General features: G+C 62.7%; 12 protein-coding genes. 6 read left to right on the forward strand and 6 right to left on the reverse strand.

What is annotated here, in order from left to right; all coding sequences use genetic code 11:
- The first annotated feature begins 77 nt into the window (after positions 1 to 77).
- Entirely contained in the window at positions 78 to 1,400 is a 1,323-nt protein-coding gene (locus AB8A27_RS17335) for a dicarboxylate/amino acid:cation symporter (RefSeq protein WP_441242962.1), read from the forward strand.
- 67 nt (positions 1,401 to 1,467) lie between these two features.
- Here the strand turns inward: AB8A27_RS17335 and AB8A27_RS17340 are convergent, their stop codons facing one another.
- The 4 genes from AB8A27_RS17340 to AB8A27_RS17355 all read right to left on the reverse strand — a co-directional run bounded on the left by AB8A27_RS17340 (position 1,468) and on the right by AB8A27_RS17355 (position 7,312).
- Positions 1,468 to 2,535 (reverse strand): alcohol dehydrogenase, encoded by a 1,068-nt coding sequence (locus tag AB8A27_RS17340; RefSeq protein WP_441242963.1) that lies wholly within the window; start codon positions 2,533 to 2,535, stop codon positions 1,468 to 1,470.
- Between the two features lie 157 nt (positions 2,536 to 2,692).
- Entirely contained in the window at positions 2,693 to 5,020 is a 2,328-nt protein-coding gene (locus tag AB8A27_RS17345) for a xanthine dehydrogenase family protein molybdopterin-binding subunit (protein WP_441242964.1), read from the reverse strand.
- A 143-nt stretch (positions 5,021 to 5,163) separates the two neighbouring features.
- A complete protein-coding gene (locus AB8A27_RS17350) occupies positions 5,164 to 6,039 on the reverse strand; it encodes a dihydrodipicolinate synthase family protein (RefSeq protein ID WP_441242965.1) in 876 nt (291 codons plus the stop codon).
- 4 nt (positions 6,040 to 6,043) lie between these two features.
- Positions 6,044 to 7,312, reverse strand: coding sequence for an allantoate amidohydrolase (locus tag AB8A27_RS17355; protein WP_441242966.1), 1,269 nt, complete (start codon positions 7,310 to 7,312; stop codon positions 6,044 to 6,046).
- A 144-nt stretch (positions 7,313 to 7,456) separates the two neighbouring features.
- Between AB8A27_RS17355 and AB8A27_RS17360 the strand changes: the two genes are divergently transcribed.
- A complete protein-coding gene (locus AB8A27_RS17360) occupies positions 7,457 to 7,954 on the forward strand; it encodes a nucleoside deaminase (protein ID WP_441242967.1) in 498 nt (165 codons plus the stop codon).
- Between the two features lie 67 nt (positions 7,955 to 8,021).
- On the opposite strand, the gene AB8A27_RS17365 is transcribed toward AB8A27_RS17360, so the two are convergent.
- Positions 8,022 to 9,068: a hypothetical protein gene (locus tag AB8A27_RS17365; protein ID WP_441242968.1), complete on the reverse strand. Its 1,047-nt coding sequence runs from the start codon at positions 9,066 to 9,068 to the stop codon at positions 8,022 to 8,024.
- Positions 9,069 to 9,661: 593 nt separating this feature from the next.
- Between AB8A27_RS17365 and AB8A27_RS17370 the strand changes: the two genes are divergently transcribed.
- From AB8A27_RS17370 to AB8A27_RS17385, 4 genes are read left to right on the forward strand one after another with little or no spacing between them, the layout of a single operon-like run.
- Positions 9,662 to 11,230, forward strand: coding sequence for an ABC transporter ATP-binding protein (locus AB8A27_RS17370; protein ID WP_441242969.1), 1,569 nt, complete (start codon positions 9,662 to 9,664; stop codon positions 11,228 to 11,230).
- The gene (locus AB8A27_RS17375) at positions 11,214 to 12,305 is read left to right on the forward strand and encodes an ABC transporter permease (RefSeq protein WP_441242970.1); all 1,092 of its coding nucleotides are present in this window, start codon (positions 11,214 to 11,216) and stop codon (positions 12,303 to 12,305) included. The genes AB8A27_RS17370 and AB8A27_RS17375 overlap by 17 nt, the downstream gene beginning before the upstream one ends.
- Complete coding sequence (locus AB8A27_RS17380) at positions 12,292 to 13,209, forward strand: ABC transporter permease (protein WP_441242971.1); 918 nt, start codon at positions 12,292 to 12,294, stop codon at positions 13,207 to 13,209. Before AB8A27_RS17375 ends, AB8A27_RS17380 begins: the two co-directional genes overlap by 14 nt.
- 50 nt (positions 13,210 to 13,259) lie before the next feature.
- Positions 13,260 to 14,339 carry a BMP family ABC transporter substrate-binding protein gene (locus AB8A27_RS17385; RefSeq protein WP_441242972.1) on the forward strand — a complete coding sequence of 360 codons (1,080 nt, stop codon included), beginning with the start codon at positions 13,260 to 13,262 and terminating at the stop codon, positions 14,337 to 14,339.
- 66 nt (positions 14,340 to 14,405) lie between these two features.
- Here the strand turns inward: AB8A27_RS17385 and AB8A27_RS17390 are convergent, their stop codons facing one another.
- Positions 14,406 to 15,755: an 8-oxoguanine deaminase gene (locus AB8A27_RS17390; RefSeq protein ID WP_441242973.1), complete on the reverse strand. Its 1,350-nt coding sequence runs from the start codon at positions 15,753 to 15,755 to the stop codon at positions 14,406 to 14,408.
- Positions 15,756 to 15,883: the final 128 nt, after the last annotated feature.

Below are 15,883 nucleotides of genomic sequence, written 5' to 3' on the forward strand. Positions count from 1 at the left end.
GCGAGGTTTTGCGCGTCTTCACCTAGCGGTGGCACGGTGTTTGCTGGAATATTCGCGAACCTCAGGGGGAGCGAACCATGTCTACAGCAACGATTACCGCTATCGAGCCAGTCCGAAAGCCTCTCTATCAGTCGCTCTTCGTGCAGGTGCTCGTCGCCCTGCTGCTCGGCATCGTTCTTGGCATCGCCGCACCGGACTTCGCGGTCGGCCTGAAGGTCTTCAGCGACGCGTTCCTCAAACTCATCTCAATGATTGTGGCCCCCATCGTGTTCTGTGTGGTGGTGCATGGCATTGCGGGCGCCGGCGACCTCAAGAAGGTTGGCAGGGTTGGCGTCAAGGCGCTGATCTATTTCGAGGCCATGACCACGCTGGCGCTCATTGTTGGCCTGGTGCTGGCCTATCTGTTCGGCCCGGGCCACGGCATGAACATCAATCCGGCCTCGCTCGACGGCAAGGCCCTCACGACGGTCGCCGACAACGCTCACAAGCTGCAGGGCGGCGGCATCGGCAGCTTCCTGCTCAACATCATTCCGACCACCTCGTTCGACGCGCTGGCGCGCAATGACGTCCTGCAGGTGCTGTTCTTCGCCATCCTGTTCGGTACCAGCCTGGCGCTGGTCGGCGGCGAGAAAGGCGAACGCATCTCCAGTTTCATCGATGCCGTGTCGACCGTTCTGTTCCGCGCCATGGGATTGATCGTGCGCCTCGCTCCGATCGGTGTGCTCGGCGCCGTCGCCTATACCGTCGGACGGTATGGCGTCGGATCGCTGAAGCAACTCGTCTCGCTGGTGGTGCTGTTCTATGTCTCGGTGGCGATCTTCGTCTTCGCCATACTCGGCGGCGTGATGACGCTGGCCGGGCTGAACATCGTCAAATTCCTGAACTATCTGCGCGAGGAGCTCACCATCGTGCTCGCCACCGCGTCATCGGATGCGGTGCTGCCCCAGATCATGCGCAAACTCGAACGGCTCGGCGTCAAGGACAATGTGGTCGGCCTCGTGATCCCGACCGGATACTCGTTCAATCTCGACGCGTTCTCGATCTATCTGACGCTGGCCGTGGTGTTCATCGCGCAGGCCACGAATACACCCCTGTCCTTCGGCGACCTCATGCTGGTGCTGGGCGTCTCGCTGGTGACGTCGAAGGGCGCCCACGGCGTACCAGGCTCGGCGATCGTGATCCTTGCCGCGACGCTGAATGCCGTGCCCAGCATTCCCGCCATCGGCCTCGTGCTGGTGCTGTCGGTCGACTGGTTCATCGGCATGGCCCGCGCGCTCGGCAACCTGATCGGCAACTGCGTTGCCACCGTCGTGGTCGGCGCATGGGAAGGCGATCTCGACCATGCCAAGGCGAAGCGCGTGTTGGATGGCGAAGAGCTTGTGGATGTGACGGCGGGCTGATTGCCGTCGAGACAAAAAAGAAGCGGCCCGAAGGCCGCTTCTCTATGTCAGGACGAATGCTTCAACCTTACGCCGGCGTCAGGATCGCGCGGCCGACCAGCTTGCCGTCCTTCAGGTCGTTCAGCGCGGCATTGGCCTTTGCGAGCGGCATCGGGCTCGTCGGGATCGGCTGCACCTTCTTGGTGCGCACCAGCTCCAGCAGTTCCTTGGTCTCGCGGAGATTGCCGACATAGCTGCCCTGGATGGTGAGCGCCTTCATGGCGATCAGCGGCAGCGCCCAGGTGGCGCCACCACCGAACAGGCCGACCATGATCAGCTTGCCGCCCTTGGAGAGCACGTCGAAGCCGAGCTGCGTCGTCTGCGCGTTGCCGACGAGGTCGATCACCGACAGGATCGGCTGCCCCGCCGCCTGCGCGAGCTGCGCCAGCGCGTCGGGCGCATTGCCGTCCACGGCTGCAAGCGCGCCTGCCTTGATGGCCGCTTCGCGCTTCTTCGCGTCGATGTCGACGACGATCGCACCCTTGCCTCCCATCGCCTTGAGCAGGCTCAGCGCCATCAGGCCGAGGCCACCAGCGCCGAAGATCACGATCGGATTGCCGAGATCGCTCTCGATCTTCTTCAGCGCGCTATAGGTGGTGACGCCCGAGCAGGCGTAAGGCGCAGCGATGACCGGATCCATGCCCTTGAGGTCGATCAGATAGCGCGGATGCGGCACCATGAGGTGATCGGAGTAACCGCCGTCGCAATGCACGCCGAGGCAGCGCGGCGCGAGGCAGAGATTTTCATCGCCAGCGAGACAGACCGCGCATTTGCCGCAGCCGATCCACGGATAGGCCAGTGCGATATCGCCAATCTTGACGCCGCCGGCTTCCTGCGGCGCGTCCGGACCGAAGGCAATGACTTCGCCGACGGTCTCGTGACCCATGGTGCGCGGCAGCGTGATGCCGCGATCCTTCAGCGACAGCTTCTTGCGGCCGTGGCCGAGTTCATAACCGCCTTCCCAGATGTGCAGGTCGCTATGGCAGACGCCGGCGGCCTTCACGCGGATCAGCACCTGCGTGCCGGTCGGCTGCGGGGTCTGCTCGTCGATCTCGCCGAGCGGTTCGTTGAATTCGAGAACCTTGAAGCTCTTCATTGTGTTTTCTCTCCCGGTTGAAGTTTCTTGTTATCCGCAGATGGGTAGAGCCAACGGGTCGCGCGAAGCGCGCCCGATGATAAACTCCGCGAAACCCATCGCATAGAACCCGATCATGATGGGTTTCGCGAAGACGCTCCACCCATCCTGCAGGTTCTCAGCCATGCGTTGCGCTTGCGCTCCTGATCGCTTCCCACACCTTGACGGGCGACAACGGCGTATTGAGCTGCGTGATGCCCAGCGGCTGCAGCGCATCCAGCACGCCATTGACGATGCAGGGCGGACCACCGATCGCGCCGGATTCGCCGCAGCCCTTTGAGCCGATCGGATTGGTGACGCAGGGTGCCGAGCCATCCAATGTCACTGACAGGAGCGGCAAGTCACCCGCGCGCGGAATGCAGTAGTCCTGATAGCTCGCGGTGATGAGCTGGCCGTCCTCGTCGTAGTGAACGTTCTCGAACAGCGCCTGGCCGATGCCCTGCGCGACGCCGCCATGGATCTGGCCGGTCACCAGCATCGGATTCACCGCCACGCCGACATCGTCGACCGTGGTGTAGCGAACGACATTGGTGATGCCGGTCTCCGGATCGATCTCGACCTCGCAGATATGCGTTCCGTTCGGCCAGGTCGGGCCATCCGCCACGCCGGTGGACTCGACGCTGAGCTGTTCGCCGTCCTCGGCCTTCGCGATCTCGAACAGGCCAACGCGCTTGTCGGTCCCGACGACGGTGAGGAAACCTGCGGAATATTCGATGTCCTCAACCGAGGCTTCGAGCATGTTGGCCGCCTTCTCGCGCGCCTTGGCGATCATGTCGGCGGCCGACACCACCGCCGCGGTGCCGCCGACGAACAGCGAACGCGAACCGACGCTGCCCATGCCGACGATCACATCGGTATCGCCCTGGATCACATCGATCTTGTCGATACCAATGCCAAGGGCTTCAGAGACGAGCTGCGAATAGGCGGTCTGCAAGCCCTGCCCCATCGCCATGGTGCCGGAATGCAGGATGACGCGGCCATTGGCCGTGGCGCGCAGACTGACCTTCTCGGTAGTGCCCGGGCCACCAGTCCATTCGATATAGCTGGTCAGGCCGCGGCCGTAGAGAAGGCCTTTCTTCTTCGCCGCTTTCTTGCGGGCGGCGAAGCCGTCCCAGTCCGACAGTTCGGTGGCGCGGTCGAGCATGTGCGCGAAGGCGCCGCTGTCATAGGTCTGGCCGACGGCGTTCTTGTAGGGAAACTGCGTCGGCTTGATGTAGTTCACCTTGCGGATGGCGCGCGGATCCATGCCCATCTGCCGTGCGGCAGCATCCATCAGACGCTCGATGATGAACACGGCTTCCGGCCTGCCGGCGCCGCGATAAGCACCGACCGGTGCCGTATGCGTGATGACGGCCTTGATGTCGTAATGCACGTTCTGCAGGTCGTAGACACCGGTCTGCACGAACGGCCCCAGCACCAGCGGAATGATGACAGCGGTGGCCGACATATAGGCGCCGGTGCCGCCGAGCGAACGCACGCGATAGGCCAGGATGCGCCCCTTGGCGTCGAGCGCCAGCTCTGCCGTCGAGGTCAGATCTCGGCCATGCGTCCCGCCGACGAATTCGTCGGTGCGATCGCCGCGCCAGCGGATCGTCTTGTTCAGCTTCACGGCCACATAGGCGACGATGCCGTCTTCGGGATACAGGCTCGTCTTCTGGCCGAAACCGCCGCCGATATCGCCCACCACCACGCGGATCGATTCCTTCGGACGCTTGAGCACCGCATCGGCAAGAATATCGCGCGTCGATGCCGGGGTCTGCGACTGTACGTACAGTGTCAGCTTGCCGGACTTCTTGTCGACTTCAGCGATAGTCGAGCGCGGCTCCATGGCCGATGGCACGAGACGCTGGCTCACGATGTCCAGCGACACCGTATGTTTGGCAGCGGCAAAAGCAGCCTCCACCTTGGCAGGATCGCCATAGCTGGTGGCTGCAACGATATTGTCCGGCGCTTCCGGCCAGACCACCGCCGCACCGGGCTTCATCGCCTCGACGGGATCGACCACCGCAGGCAGGACGTCATAGCTGATGTCGATCGCCTCGGCCGCGAGCTGGGCAGCGGCGCGCGACGTGGCGACAATCGCCGCCACTGCTTCGCCAGCGAACCGCACCACCTCATGCGCGAGCAGCCGGCGCGGCGGGAAGGTCGCTGCCGAGCCGTCAGAACGCTTGAAGATCGGCAGCGTCGGCAGCGTGCCGACATCGTCGGCCACGAGATCCGCGCCGGTGTAGATCGCCTCGACACCGGGCATCGCCTTGGCGGCGGTGACGTCGATGGCGGTGATCTTCGCATGGGCATGCGGCGAACGCAGCAAATGCAGCCAAAGCGCGCCGTCTTCCGGCTTGTCGTCGATGAATTTGCCCTGCCCGGTGAGAAGTCTTTGATCTTCGAGACGCTTGGGAGAAAGACCCGCGCCGAAGCGCATATTGCCGGGCAGAATGTTCATCAGACGTCCTTCAAGTGCAAACTGGCTGGAACCGTTCTAGCCCAGAAATACCGCGTGAGCCAACAGGCCCGCCGCACAGGGCTCAGCGACGGAATGCGCATGCCGGGGCTGCCGGTTTGCGCATTCTGCTGCCGACAAACCGATCAGCTCACATTCTGCAAAACAGCCTCGATCACCTTGCGCTCGTCCGGCGTCAGCGCCGGTTGCGGGGCCACGGGATCGCCGACCTCATAGCCCTGGATCGCGAGGCCCGTCTTGATGCAGGCCGCCAGATTATAGCGCGCAAAGGCCTCGTTGAGCCGCCACATCCGCCGCTGCAACGCCATGGCTTCGTCCCAGCGCTGCGCCTTGCAGAGATTGTAAAGCTCGACGCTCTGCTTCGGCACGACGCAGGCCGGGCCCGCCATCCAGCCCACGCCGCCGATCAGCATGACGGCTGACGGAATATGCGCCGAGGCGGCAAACACTTTCAGTTTGTCGCCGCAGCGGTTGATGATCGACAGCAGCCGGCCGGTATTGGTGGAGGCATCCTTGATATACTGGATGCGCGGATGCTCGGCGAGCCGCGCCACAACATCGAGCGTCAGATCCGAACGCTGGAATTGCGGATTGGTGTAGATCACCACCGGAATATCGACGGCATCCGCGATGGCGCGGAAATAGGATTCGATCTGCGCATCCTTGAGCGGGAAATACGCTTCGAGAATGGCCAGGATGCCGTCGGCACCAAGCTTCTGATACGACTTCGCCTGCGCCACCGCATCCACCGTCGAGGTCGAGGCCACACCCGCCACCACCGGCACGCGCCCGCCTGCCGCATCGATGGTGGTCTGCACCACCGTCTTGCGCTGCTCGCGGTTGAGATAGGCGAATTCGCCGGTCGAGCCGAGCGGCGTCAGGCCATGCACGCCCGCGCTGATGAGATCGCCGCACAGGCGGCCCAGCACATCGGTGCGGATACGCCCCTCGGCATCGGCCGGCGAGACCAGATAGGGAAACACGCCGTGGAAATCTGCCATCGCATCAGGCTTTCGGCTGGAAATTCTCGATCACGCGCAGCAGCACCCGCGCACCGACTTCAACATCGGCATCGTCGACATGCTCGGCGGGATTATGGCTGATGCCGCCGCGACACCGCACGAACAGCATCGCCACATCGGCAATATCGGTCATCGCCATGCCATCATGGCCAGCGCCGCTCGGCAGTTCGAACGCGCGATAGCCTTCGGCCGTAATTGCATCGGCGATCTGCTTCTGCAGCCAGGGCGCACAAGGCACCGTGCGGTTCTCATGGGTGATGTTGATCTGCAGATCGAGCTTGCGCTGTTTGGCGATGGACTCGATCTCGCGCACCAAGTCGGTGATGGCGAGCTTGCGATAGGAATCCTTCGGCGACCGGATATCCATGGTGAACGATACCAGCCCGGGAATGACATTGGTCGCCCCCGGCATCGCATTGATATAACCGACGGTGCCGACAAGACCGCCGCGATCCGACTGGCAGAACTCCTCGATCGCCACGATACATTCGGCAGCGCCCACCAATGCATCGCGCCGCATCGCCATCGGCACCGTGCCGGCATGACCGGCCATGCCGTGCAACTCGACTGCAAGACGCGTCGCGCCCGAGATGGCCGTCACGACACCCACCGGAAGCTTCTGCGCTTCGAGTACCGGCCCCTGCTCGATATGCAGTTCGAGATAGGCGAGCAATTCGCCCGGCGCGCGCGCCGCGGCGCCGATGTGATCGGGATCGAGGCCGAAACTGATCATCGCCTCGCGCATCGAGATGCCGGCCTTGTCGCGGGCGCCGAGCACGCTCTCGACAAAAGTCCCGGCCACCGCGCGGCTGCCGAGCAGTGTGGAGGCGAAGCGCACGCCCTCCTCGTCGGCAAAGGCGGCAATCTCGATGGCGAATGGCAGGCGCACGCCACGGCGATTGAGATCGCCGACGCAGGAAATCGCCGTGATGACCCCGAGCGGCCCGTCCCATCGGCCGGCATCGCGCACGGTGTCGTAATGCGAGCCGAGCATCAGGCATGGCAGACCGGGCCGCTCGCCTTCATAGCGTCCGCAGACATTGCCGATCGCATCGACACGCGCCCGCATACCGGCTGCCTGCATCCAGCCGATGATCAGTTCGGCGGCCGCACGATGTTCCGGCGTAAGGAATATTCGCGTGATGTTGCCTGGCACTTCCGAAATCGCAGCCAGCGCGTTGATGCGTTCGACGATCTCGCTGCCGAGCGATTGGCCGGAAGCTCCGACGACTTTCTCTTCCATCGCAATCATGCTTCTTTGTTCAGACCGTAGGCCCGGCCGGGACTTGAACGATTTAGGTCGCAAATACTAGTGCGGCCGGCGTGCCAAGGCGAATCCGCGCCTGGCCTCGCGGAAAACTAGCAGATTTCGACACCCGGACGACAGGAGCCACTGATGGCCAAGCAAGACTCGTCGCGCAGGGATGAGGCCCTTCTCAGGCTTTCTTTCGACGCTGCACGCAAAGCCATGGAGCGCGGCAACCATCCGTTCGGCGCGATCCTGGTCGATGCGCACGGCAAGGTCCTGATGGAGGCCGGTAACGCCTTCATGCCCTCTCATGACGGTACCGCTCATGCAGAGCGGCTGCTGTGCACGGAGGCCTCGATTGCCTATGACGAGACCGAGCTGAAGACCTTCACGCTGTATTCGTCGGCAGAACCCTGCGCCATGTGCGCCGGCGCGATCTATTGGGTCGGCATCGGACGGCTGGTTTACGGGCTCGGTGAAGCAAGGCTCAAGACGATCACCGGCGACCATCCGGAAAATCCCACACTGGATCTGCCTTGCCGCAACGTGTTTGCAGCAGGACAGAAGAGTATCGAGGTCGTCGGCCCCCTGCTGGAGGACGAGGCAGCCGCGCAGCACGAGAATTTCTGGGCACAGCAGGGCTAGATCGTGTCGACCTGAAAATGGCGCCGCAATTCATGCGGCGCCATTTGCGTGTTGATATCAGGCCGGATCAGAACTTGACGGTGATGCCCGAATACAGCGAGTCCTCGCGGCAGGAGCCCGGCGCGAAGGTGGTGCAAGGCAGGCTGGCATTCTCATCCAGGCCGAACTTGTTCCTCCAGAGCCGATAGGCCACCCACACGTCGACATTGTGAGTGTATTTCGGTCCCCAGATCGCCTTGCTGGCGTCGAAGGTCAGACGGATCGGTTCGGCGTTGATCTCCATCTTGGTTGCCGTGCCGATGATCTGGCCGTTTTCCGAACCTTTCGGCCCGTAGAAGCCGGCGCGGCCGCTGATCGCGAAATAGTCCATGCTTGGCGGCAGGAAGCCGAGATCCATGTAGTAGTTGAGTTCAACGGCCCAGGTCGGGTTGAACTGGCGATTGCCATCGATGTTACAGGACACGCCGGGAATCTGGCCGGGCGCACCGGCATAGCCGCACTGGGTGAACGTGCTGCGATTGGCGAATTCGTAATAGAGCAGCGGGTTGACGTTGAAGAAGCCCTTGTAGGGAAGATCGAAGGCAAACTGCAGACCGGTCACGACGTCGCGCTTCGATGCGGAGAAGAACCGGTTTTCAGTGCTGCCATCCGCACCGATGACGAACGACACGTTGCGCAGCGGCCCCATCGAGAAGGCCTTGGTATTGAAGACCTCGTTGAAGCCAATCGTGCTGCGGATGAGCCCGTAGATTTCGGTCGCGCCTTCGCACCCGGTCATCGGACGGAGCGGATCGGCGCATGGATTGGCCGGGCTGTCCTTGCCAGCCTTTTCGAGACCGATGTTGAAGAAGTTGGTACCGTAGGTCCAGACGTCGAAATGCGTAAACGCAAAGACCTGTTTGGTGGTCTTGGCGGTGACGCCGGGATCGACCGCCCCCCACTGATAGGCATAGGTGAAGCGGTTATCGATCAGCAGGAAGAACGGCAGATCCGGTATCGGCTTTGCCTTGACCGGCATGGTCGCCATGTCGGCGGCGCCTGCCGAGCCTGTCGGCACCAGAGCTGTCAGCGACAGCAACGTCGCGGCTGCGATTGCTCGGAAACGATTGGCCATTGGAATTACCCCCACCTGTTGACAATGATTGCGTGCGTCTCGCGCGAGAGTTGTTGCAATCAGTCCGGGGGAGAAGCCTCAACTTTTTCCAGTAGTTGCCATCGATTTCATCAGGGATGCCTAGCGAAATCAGTATTTTATGCTTGAAGCATCGCGTTTTCGGAGCGGTGAAATGGCACCATGCCGGCTCATGCGGGACACGCCCTTAGAGGCTGTAAAGATTGGCATTTCGCGACGTTCTGTCGCAGGCTTTCGAGCGAAGCTCCGACAGTGAATTCACACCCTGATTTCGTGTTTGCAGCGCAAGAAAATCACTGCCCAACTTCTCGACACGCGAGAAAATCCGGATATCGAATTCGTTGCACGTGTACCAGAACTGCAACACTTCGGACCAAGTATACAATGCGAAAGTCGAATAAACGTCGTTCAATCAATGAAAAACCCGATCCTCACATGATCGCATCGACAGGAATCGCCCAAGAAAGCGATCCAGTTCAAAAATAAGGCAGACGCTGGCGCTTATTCGAGATTTACGCTGCATTCCAATCCGGCACACACTTGCCGCAAACATCCTTTTCACGCGTGAGTAGCGAATGTTGGATTCGGGATCGGGACACGCGCGTTCGGGAACAGTGCTTCTGCAGACCATCGGTCTGACCAAGCGCTATGGCAGTTTTCTCGCCAATGACGCCATCGACATCGCGATCCGTCCGCAGGAAATCCACGCGCTGCTCGGCGAGAACGGCGCGGGCAAATCCACGCTGGTCAAAACCATCTACGGCCTGATCCAGCCGACCGAGGGCGAGATGCTCTGGCAGGGCGAGAAGATGGTGCTTGCCGGCCCGCATGACGCACGCGCGCGCGGCATCGGCATGGTGTTCCAGCATTTCTCGCTGTTCGACAATCTGACCGTCGCCGAGAACGTTGCGCTCGGGCTCGACGGCAAGGAATCCTTCAAGGCGATGTCGGCGCGGCTCGAACAGGTGTCGCAGCAATATGGTCTGCCGCTCGATCCGAAGCGCGAGGTCTGGCAGCTCTCCGTCGGTGAGCGCCAGCGCATCGAGATCGTACGCGTGCTGATGCAAAATCCGAAATTCCTGATCCTCGACGAGCCCACCGCCGTGCTGACGCCGCAGGAAGCCGATCAGCTCTTCGTCGTGCTGGAGCGCCTGAAGTCGGAAGGTCGCGCGATCCTTTACATCAGCCACAAGCTCGACGAGGTGAAGCGGCTCTGCGACACCGCGACCATCCTGCGCGGCGGCAAGAAGATCTCGACCTGTCTGCCGCGCGAGGAAACTGCCGCGTCATTGGCGCGCATGATGGTCGGTACCGAGATCAAGCAGGTGAAGGCTGCCGCCAACAGACAAACCACCGTGCCAAGGCTCGTGGTCAACGATCTCAGCCTCACGCCCGACGAACCGCACGGCGTGCATCTGAAGAACATCTCGCTTGAACTCAAGGGCGGCGAAATCCTGGGCATTGCAGGCGTCGCCGGCAACGGACAGGACGAGTTCTTCGCGGCGCTGTCGGGCGAGCGACTGTCCAGGGATCCCGGCACCATTGTCATCGATGGCCACGCCGCCGGGCATCTGTCGATTACTGCACGCCGCAAGCTCGGCGCGGCCTTCGTGCCTGAGGAACGCCTCGGCCACGGCACGGCACCGCGCATGCGGCTGTCGGAGAACGCGCTGCTCACCGGCCATGCCGCATCGGGCATGGTGCACAACGGTTTCATCAATACGGCGGCGACCCTCGCGACCGTTGATCGCGCCACCGAAAGTTTCGATGTCCGCAAGGCCAAGCGCGATCCGGAAGCCGCCAGCCTCTCCGGCGGCAACCTGCAGAAATTCATCGTCGGCCGCGAGATATTGCGCAATCCCATCGTGCTCGTGGTCAGCCAGCCGACATGGGGCGTCGATGCCGGCGCCGCCGCCGTCATCCGTCAGGCGCTGCTTGATCTCGCCGCTGCCGGCGCGGCCATCCTCGTCACCAGTCAGGACCTTGACGAACTCGTGGAAATCGCCGACCGCATCGCCGTGATGTTCCACGGTCATCTGTCTGAGCCACTGATGACGGCAGACGCGGACAGGGAAACGCTGGGCTTGCTGATGGGCGGCAGCGCACTCACGCCAAAGGACGTGCCCGATGCAGTTGGTGCTTGAGAAGCGCGCGGAGCGATCGACGGTCATCGCACTGGTATCGCCGCTCATCGCCATCGGGCTCACCATCGTGACCATGAGCATCCTGTTCGTGATCATCGGCAAGAATCCGATCGCCGCGCTCAACGTCTATTTCATCACGCCGCTCACCGATGCCTATTCGCTGCAGGAGCTCGCGGTGAAAGCCGCGCCGCTGGTCATGATCGCCATCGGCCTCTCACTTTGTTACCTCGCCAATGTCTGGAACATCGGCGCGGAGGGACAATTCCTGGTCGGCGCCGTGGCCGGGAGCTGGCTCGCGGTGAAGACCCATGGCACCGACGCGGGCGCCTGGGTGCTGCCGGCCATGCTGTTGCTCGGCGCTATCGCAGGCGCGCTCTATGCGTTGATCCCGGCGATCTGCAAGGTGCGGTTTGGCGCCAGTGAAATTCTGGTCAGCCTGATGCTGGTCTATGTGGCCGACCTGCTGCTCGACTATCTCGTCCGCGGCCCATGGCGCGATCCCGCCGGCTTCAACTTCCCGACCACGGCCGAATTCGATCCGGTCGCCACCGTGCCCTTGCTGCTCGAGGGCGGGCGGCTGCATCTCGGCACGGTCATCGCGCTCGTGATTGTCGTTGCCGCCGCTGTCCTGCTCGGCCGCACCATCAAGGGCTTTGAAATCCGCGTGGTTGGCGCGGCGCCCCGCGCGGCGCGCTTCGGCGGCTTCTCGTCGAACCAGCTCGTATTGCTGACTTTCGCGATCTCGGGCGCGCTGGCGGGCCTCGCGGGGATCATCGAGGTCGCCGGTCCCGTCGGCCATCTGCAGCCCGGCATTTCGCCCGGCTACGGCTTCACCGCGATCATCGTTGCATTTCTCGGACGGCTCAACCCGGTTGGAATACTAATTGCAGGGCTTTTCCTGGCGCTGACATTTATCGGCGGGGAGCAAGCGCAGATCGCCATGAAGATCCCACTCGATATCACCAAGGTGTTTCAGGGCATCCTGCTGTTCTATGTGCTCGCCTGTGACAGCCTGATCCTGTACCGGATCAGGCTCATTGTGCCGCAGCGAAAGGCCGCCGATGGAGCTGCTTGAGGCCATCATTCTTGCCGTCCTCGCGGCGTCGACACCGCTGCTGCTGGCCGCATCCGGCGAGCTGCTGGTGGAGCGCGCCGGGGTGCTCAATCTCGGCGTCGAAGGCATGATGATCGTCGGCGCCGCCTGCGGCTTTGCCGGCGCGTGGGCAACCGGCTCGACGCTCATTGGAGCGCTGTGCGGAATTTTCGCGGGCATCGCGCTGTCGCTGGTATTCGCGCTGATGGCGCTCGGCCTTGCCGTCAATCAGGTCGCCACCGGTCTCGCGCTCACGATCCTGGGCGTCGGCGTCTCCGGCCTGATCGGCGCCGGCTTCGTCGGCGAGCGCATCGCCACCGCACCACGTCTGTATATTCCCGGCCTGACCACGCTCCCCTTCGTCGGCAAGATCCTGTTCGGTGAAGACGCCTTCGTCTATGTCTCGATCGCACTGATCGTCGCCATCTGGTACTTCCTCTATCGCACCCGTGCCGGACTGATCCTGCGCGCCATCGGCGACAATCACGTCTCGGCGCATGCGCTCGGCTATCCCGTGCTGAAGATACGGACCCTGGCCGTGATGTTCGGCGGTGGCTGCGCAGGTCTGGCCGGCGCCTATCTGCCGCTGGCCTATACGCCGTTCTTCGTGCCGGGCATGACCGCCGGCCGCGGCTGGATCGCGCTGGCGCTGGTGGTGTTCGCTTCATGGCTGCCGGGCCGACTGGTCATCGGCGCCTATCTGTTCGGCGCGGTATCGATCTTGCAACTGCATGCGCAGGGCTGGGGCGTCGGCGTGCCCTCGCAACTGATGTCCGCACTGCCCTATCTCGCAACGGTCGTCGTGCTGGTGCTGATCTCGCGCACCCGCAGCGGCGGCTCCACGGCGCCAGCTGCACTCGGCACCGTGTTCGTACCTGACCGCTAACACATTCGACGACGCACGACAGAACATCTTTCGACAGACAGGAGACGCGTATGAACAGGAAAGCACTTGCAGCGGCCGCCATGCTGCTGGCCACCGGCCTCGGATTGGGTGCAGCCGTCGCTGCCGACAAGCTGAAAGTCGGCTTCGTCTATATCGGTCCCGTCGGCGATTTCGGCTGGACCTATCAGCATGAAGTCGGCCGCCAGATGCTCATCAAGGAATTCGGCGACAAGATCGAGACCACCTATCTCGAAAATGTCAGCGAAGGCCCTGACTCCGAGCGCTCCATCGAACAGCTCGCGCGTGCCGGCAACCAGCTGATCTTCACCACGTCGTTCGGCTATATGGACCCGACGCTGAAGGTCGCCAAGCGCCATCCCAAGGTGATGTTCGAACACGCCACCGGCTTCAAGCGCGACAAGAACATGTCGAGCTATTCCGGCCGCTTCTTCGAGGGCCGCTACATCCAGGGCCAGATCGCCGCCAAGATGTCGAAGAAGGGCGTGCTGGGCTATATCGGTTCATTCCCGATCCCGGAAGTCATCTCCGGCATCAATGCCACCATGCTGGCGGCGCAGAAGATCAATCCGGATATCAAGATCAAGATCATCTGGGTCAACACCTGGTTCGATCCCGGCAAGGAAGCCGATGCCGCCAAGGCGCTGCTCGATCAGGGCGCCGACGTGATCATGCAGCACACGGACTCGCCGGCCGCCATGCAGGTCGCATCCGAACGCGGCGCCCTCGCCTTCGGCCAGGACTCCGACATGATCAAGTTCGGCCCGAAGACGCAGCTCACAGCCGTCACCAACAACTGGGGTCCCTATTACGTGGAACGCGTCAAGGCAGCGCTCGACGGCACCTGGAAGTCGGAAGACACCTGGGCCGGCCTGAAGGAGAAGATGGTCGTGATGGCGCCCTATACCAACATGCCGGACGACGTGAAGAAGATGGCCATGGACACCGAAGCCGCCATCATCGCCGGCACGCTGAAGCCGTTCAAATGCCCGGTGTTGGGTCAGGACGGCAAGGAAGTGGAATGCAAGGGCGGCGACGCGCTGGACCCCGGCCAGGTGCTCGGCATGAACTTCTATGTGAAGGGCATCGACGACAAGATCCCGGGGAAGTAGGCGACTCCGTCATGGCCGGGCTTGTCCCGGCCATGACGACCGAGGGGCTGGTGACAACCACAACAGCTACCCCGTCTGCATCGCCTTCGCCGCAGCACTATGCCGGCGGATCAGATCGCCGACGTCCAGCCCCGGGATCGCGCCGTCGATGACGCGCCACGCACCGCCCACCATCACCCGATCCGCGCGATGCGCACCGCACAGCACCAGCGCCGCCAGGGGATCGCCATGGCCGGAGAAGCGCAGCTCGTCCAGCTTGAACAATGCGAGATCGGCCATCTTGCCGACCGCGATCTCGCCGAGCTCGGGCCGTCCCACACAAGCCGCCGAGCCCTTCGTCGCCCAGCGCAATGCGTCCTTGTGGCTGACACGCCCGACGCCGTAACGCGCCCGCTGTAGCAGAAATGCGGCACGCACTTCCTGAATCAGATTCGATCCGTCATTCGACGCGGAGCCATCGACGCCGAGGCCGATACCGACGCCCGCGTCCTCCATCTCGCAGACCGGGCAGCAGCCGGAGGCCAGCAATTGGTTGCTGCAGGAGCAATGACTGATGGTGGTGCCGGCCTTGCCGAGCCGCAGCATCTCCGCCCCATTGAAATGGATGCCATGGGCCAGCCAGGTGCGCCTGTTCAGCCAGCCGGTTTGTTCCAGATAATCCAGCGGACGACAGCCATAGATCTCCTCGCAATAGCGGTTCTCGTCTTCGGTCTCGCCGAGATGCGTATGCAGGCGGACGTCGAGCTTGTCGGCCAGTGCCGCAGTGCTCGCCATCAGCGATGTCGTGACCGAAAACGGCGAGCACGGCGCGAGCGCGATCTGCACCATGGCGTCCTCGCCGCGCTGATGGAATGTCGCCACCACACGTTCGCTGTCGGCCAGGATCGTGTCTTCGTCCTGCACCACGCTGTCCGGCGGCAATCCGCCGTCCTTCACCGAGCGGTTCATCGATCCCCGCGTCAGCAGCACGCGCATGCCGAGCCGCTGCGCCACCGCCACTTCGATATCGACGGACTGTTCAAGGCCGGCAGGAAACACATAGTGGTGATCCGTGGTCGTGGTGCAGCCCGACAGCAGCAATTCCGCCATCGCCACGCTGACGCCGAGATGGAGATTTTCCGGCGTCAGCCGCGCCCAGACCGGATAGAGCGCCTGCAGCCATGGAAACAGCTCGCGGTCCAGAGCCGCCGGCAAGGCGCGCGTGAGCGTCTGATAGAAATGGTGATGCGTATTGATCAGCCCTGGCAGCACCACATGGGCGCTGGCATCATAGGTCGCGATATCGACCGTCGCGGGCGTACCACCGGCAGGTACCAGTTCGACAATCCGACCGCCCCGAACGACAATGCCGCGCTCGGCGCCCTCGGCGAAAATGCCGAGCGGATCCTTGATCCAGATGGCCTGCGTTTCTGTCATGGCTCGTCTCCTTCGCTCACTGCCCCCGTCTTGCAATTCAGGGACCAGCCACGAATACTTCAATTTGTTCTGCAATTGTCGGCGACTTGGCGTCGGTCTTGCAAGGTTCACAGTGATACTTCAAGGGG

The organism is Tardiphaga sp. 768_D3_N2_1 (genome assembly GCF_052076105.1).
Taxonomy (GTDB): Bacteria; Pseudomonadota; Alphaproteobacteria; order Rhizobiales; family Xanthobacteraceae; genus Tardiphaga.

What these genes read in the sequence shown, in the direction of transcription:
- AB8A27_RS17340 (WP_441242963.1), bottom strand. Translation starts at nt 2,535, where the DNA reads ATGAAGAGCTTCAAGGTTCTCGAATTCAACGAACCGCTCGGCGAGATC.
- AB8A27_RS17360 (WP_441242967.1), top strand. Translation starts at nt 7,457, where the DNA reads ATGGCCAAGCAAGACTCGTCGCGCAGGGATGAGGCCCTTCTCAGGCTT.
- AB8A27_RS17390 (WP_441242973.1), bottom strand. Translation starts at nt 15,755, where the DNA reads ATGACAGAAACGCAGGCCATCTGGATCAAGGATCCGCTCGGCATTTTC.
- AB8A27_RS17385 (WP_441242972.1), top strand. Translation starts at nt 13,260, where the DNA reads ATGAACAGGAAAGCACTTGCAGCGGCCGCCATGCTGCTGGCCACCGGC.
- AB8A27_RS17350 (WP_441242965.1), bottom strand. Translation starts at nt 6,039, where the DNA reads ATGGCAGATTTCCACGGCGTGTTTCCCTATCTGGTCTCGCCGGCCGAT.
- AB8A27_RS17380 (WP_441242971.1), top strand. Translation starts at nt 12,292, where the DNA reads ATGGAGCTGCTTGAGGCCATCATTCTTGCCGTCCTCGCGGCGTCGACA.
- AB8A27_RS17355 (WP_441242966.1), bottom strand. Translation starts at nt 7,312, where the DNA reads ATGATTGCGATGGAAGAGAAAGTCGTCGGAGCTTCCGGCCAATCGCTC.
- AB8A27_RS17345 (WP_441242964.1), bottom strand. Translation starts at nt 5,020, where the DNA reads ATGAACATTCTGCCCGGCAATATGCGCTTCGGCGCGGGTCTTTCTCCC.
- AB8A27_RS17375 (WP_441242970.1), top strand. Translation starts at nt 11,214, where the DNA reads ATGCAGTTGGTGCTTGAGAAGCGCGCGGAGCGATCGACGGTCATCGCA.
- AB8A27_RS17335 (WP_441242962.1), top strand. Translation starts at nt 78, where the DNA reads ATGTCTACAGCAACGATTACCGCTATCGAGCCAGTCCGAAAGCCTCTC.
- AB8A27_RS17370 (WP_441242969.1), top strand. Translation starts at nt 9,662, where the DNA reads ATGTTGGATTCGGGATCGGGACACGCGCGTTCGGGAACAGTGCTTCTG.
- AB8A27_RS17365 (WP_441242968.1), bottom strand. Translation starts at nt 9,068, where the DNA reads ATGGCCAATCGTTTCCGAGCAATCGCAGCCGCGACGTTGCTGTCGCTG.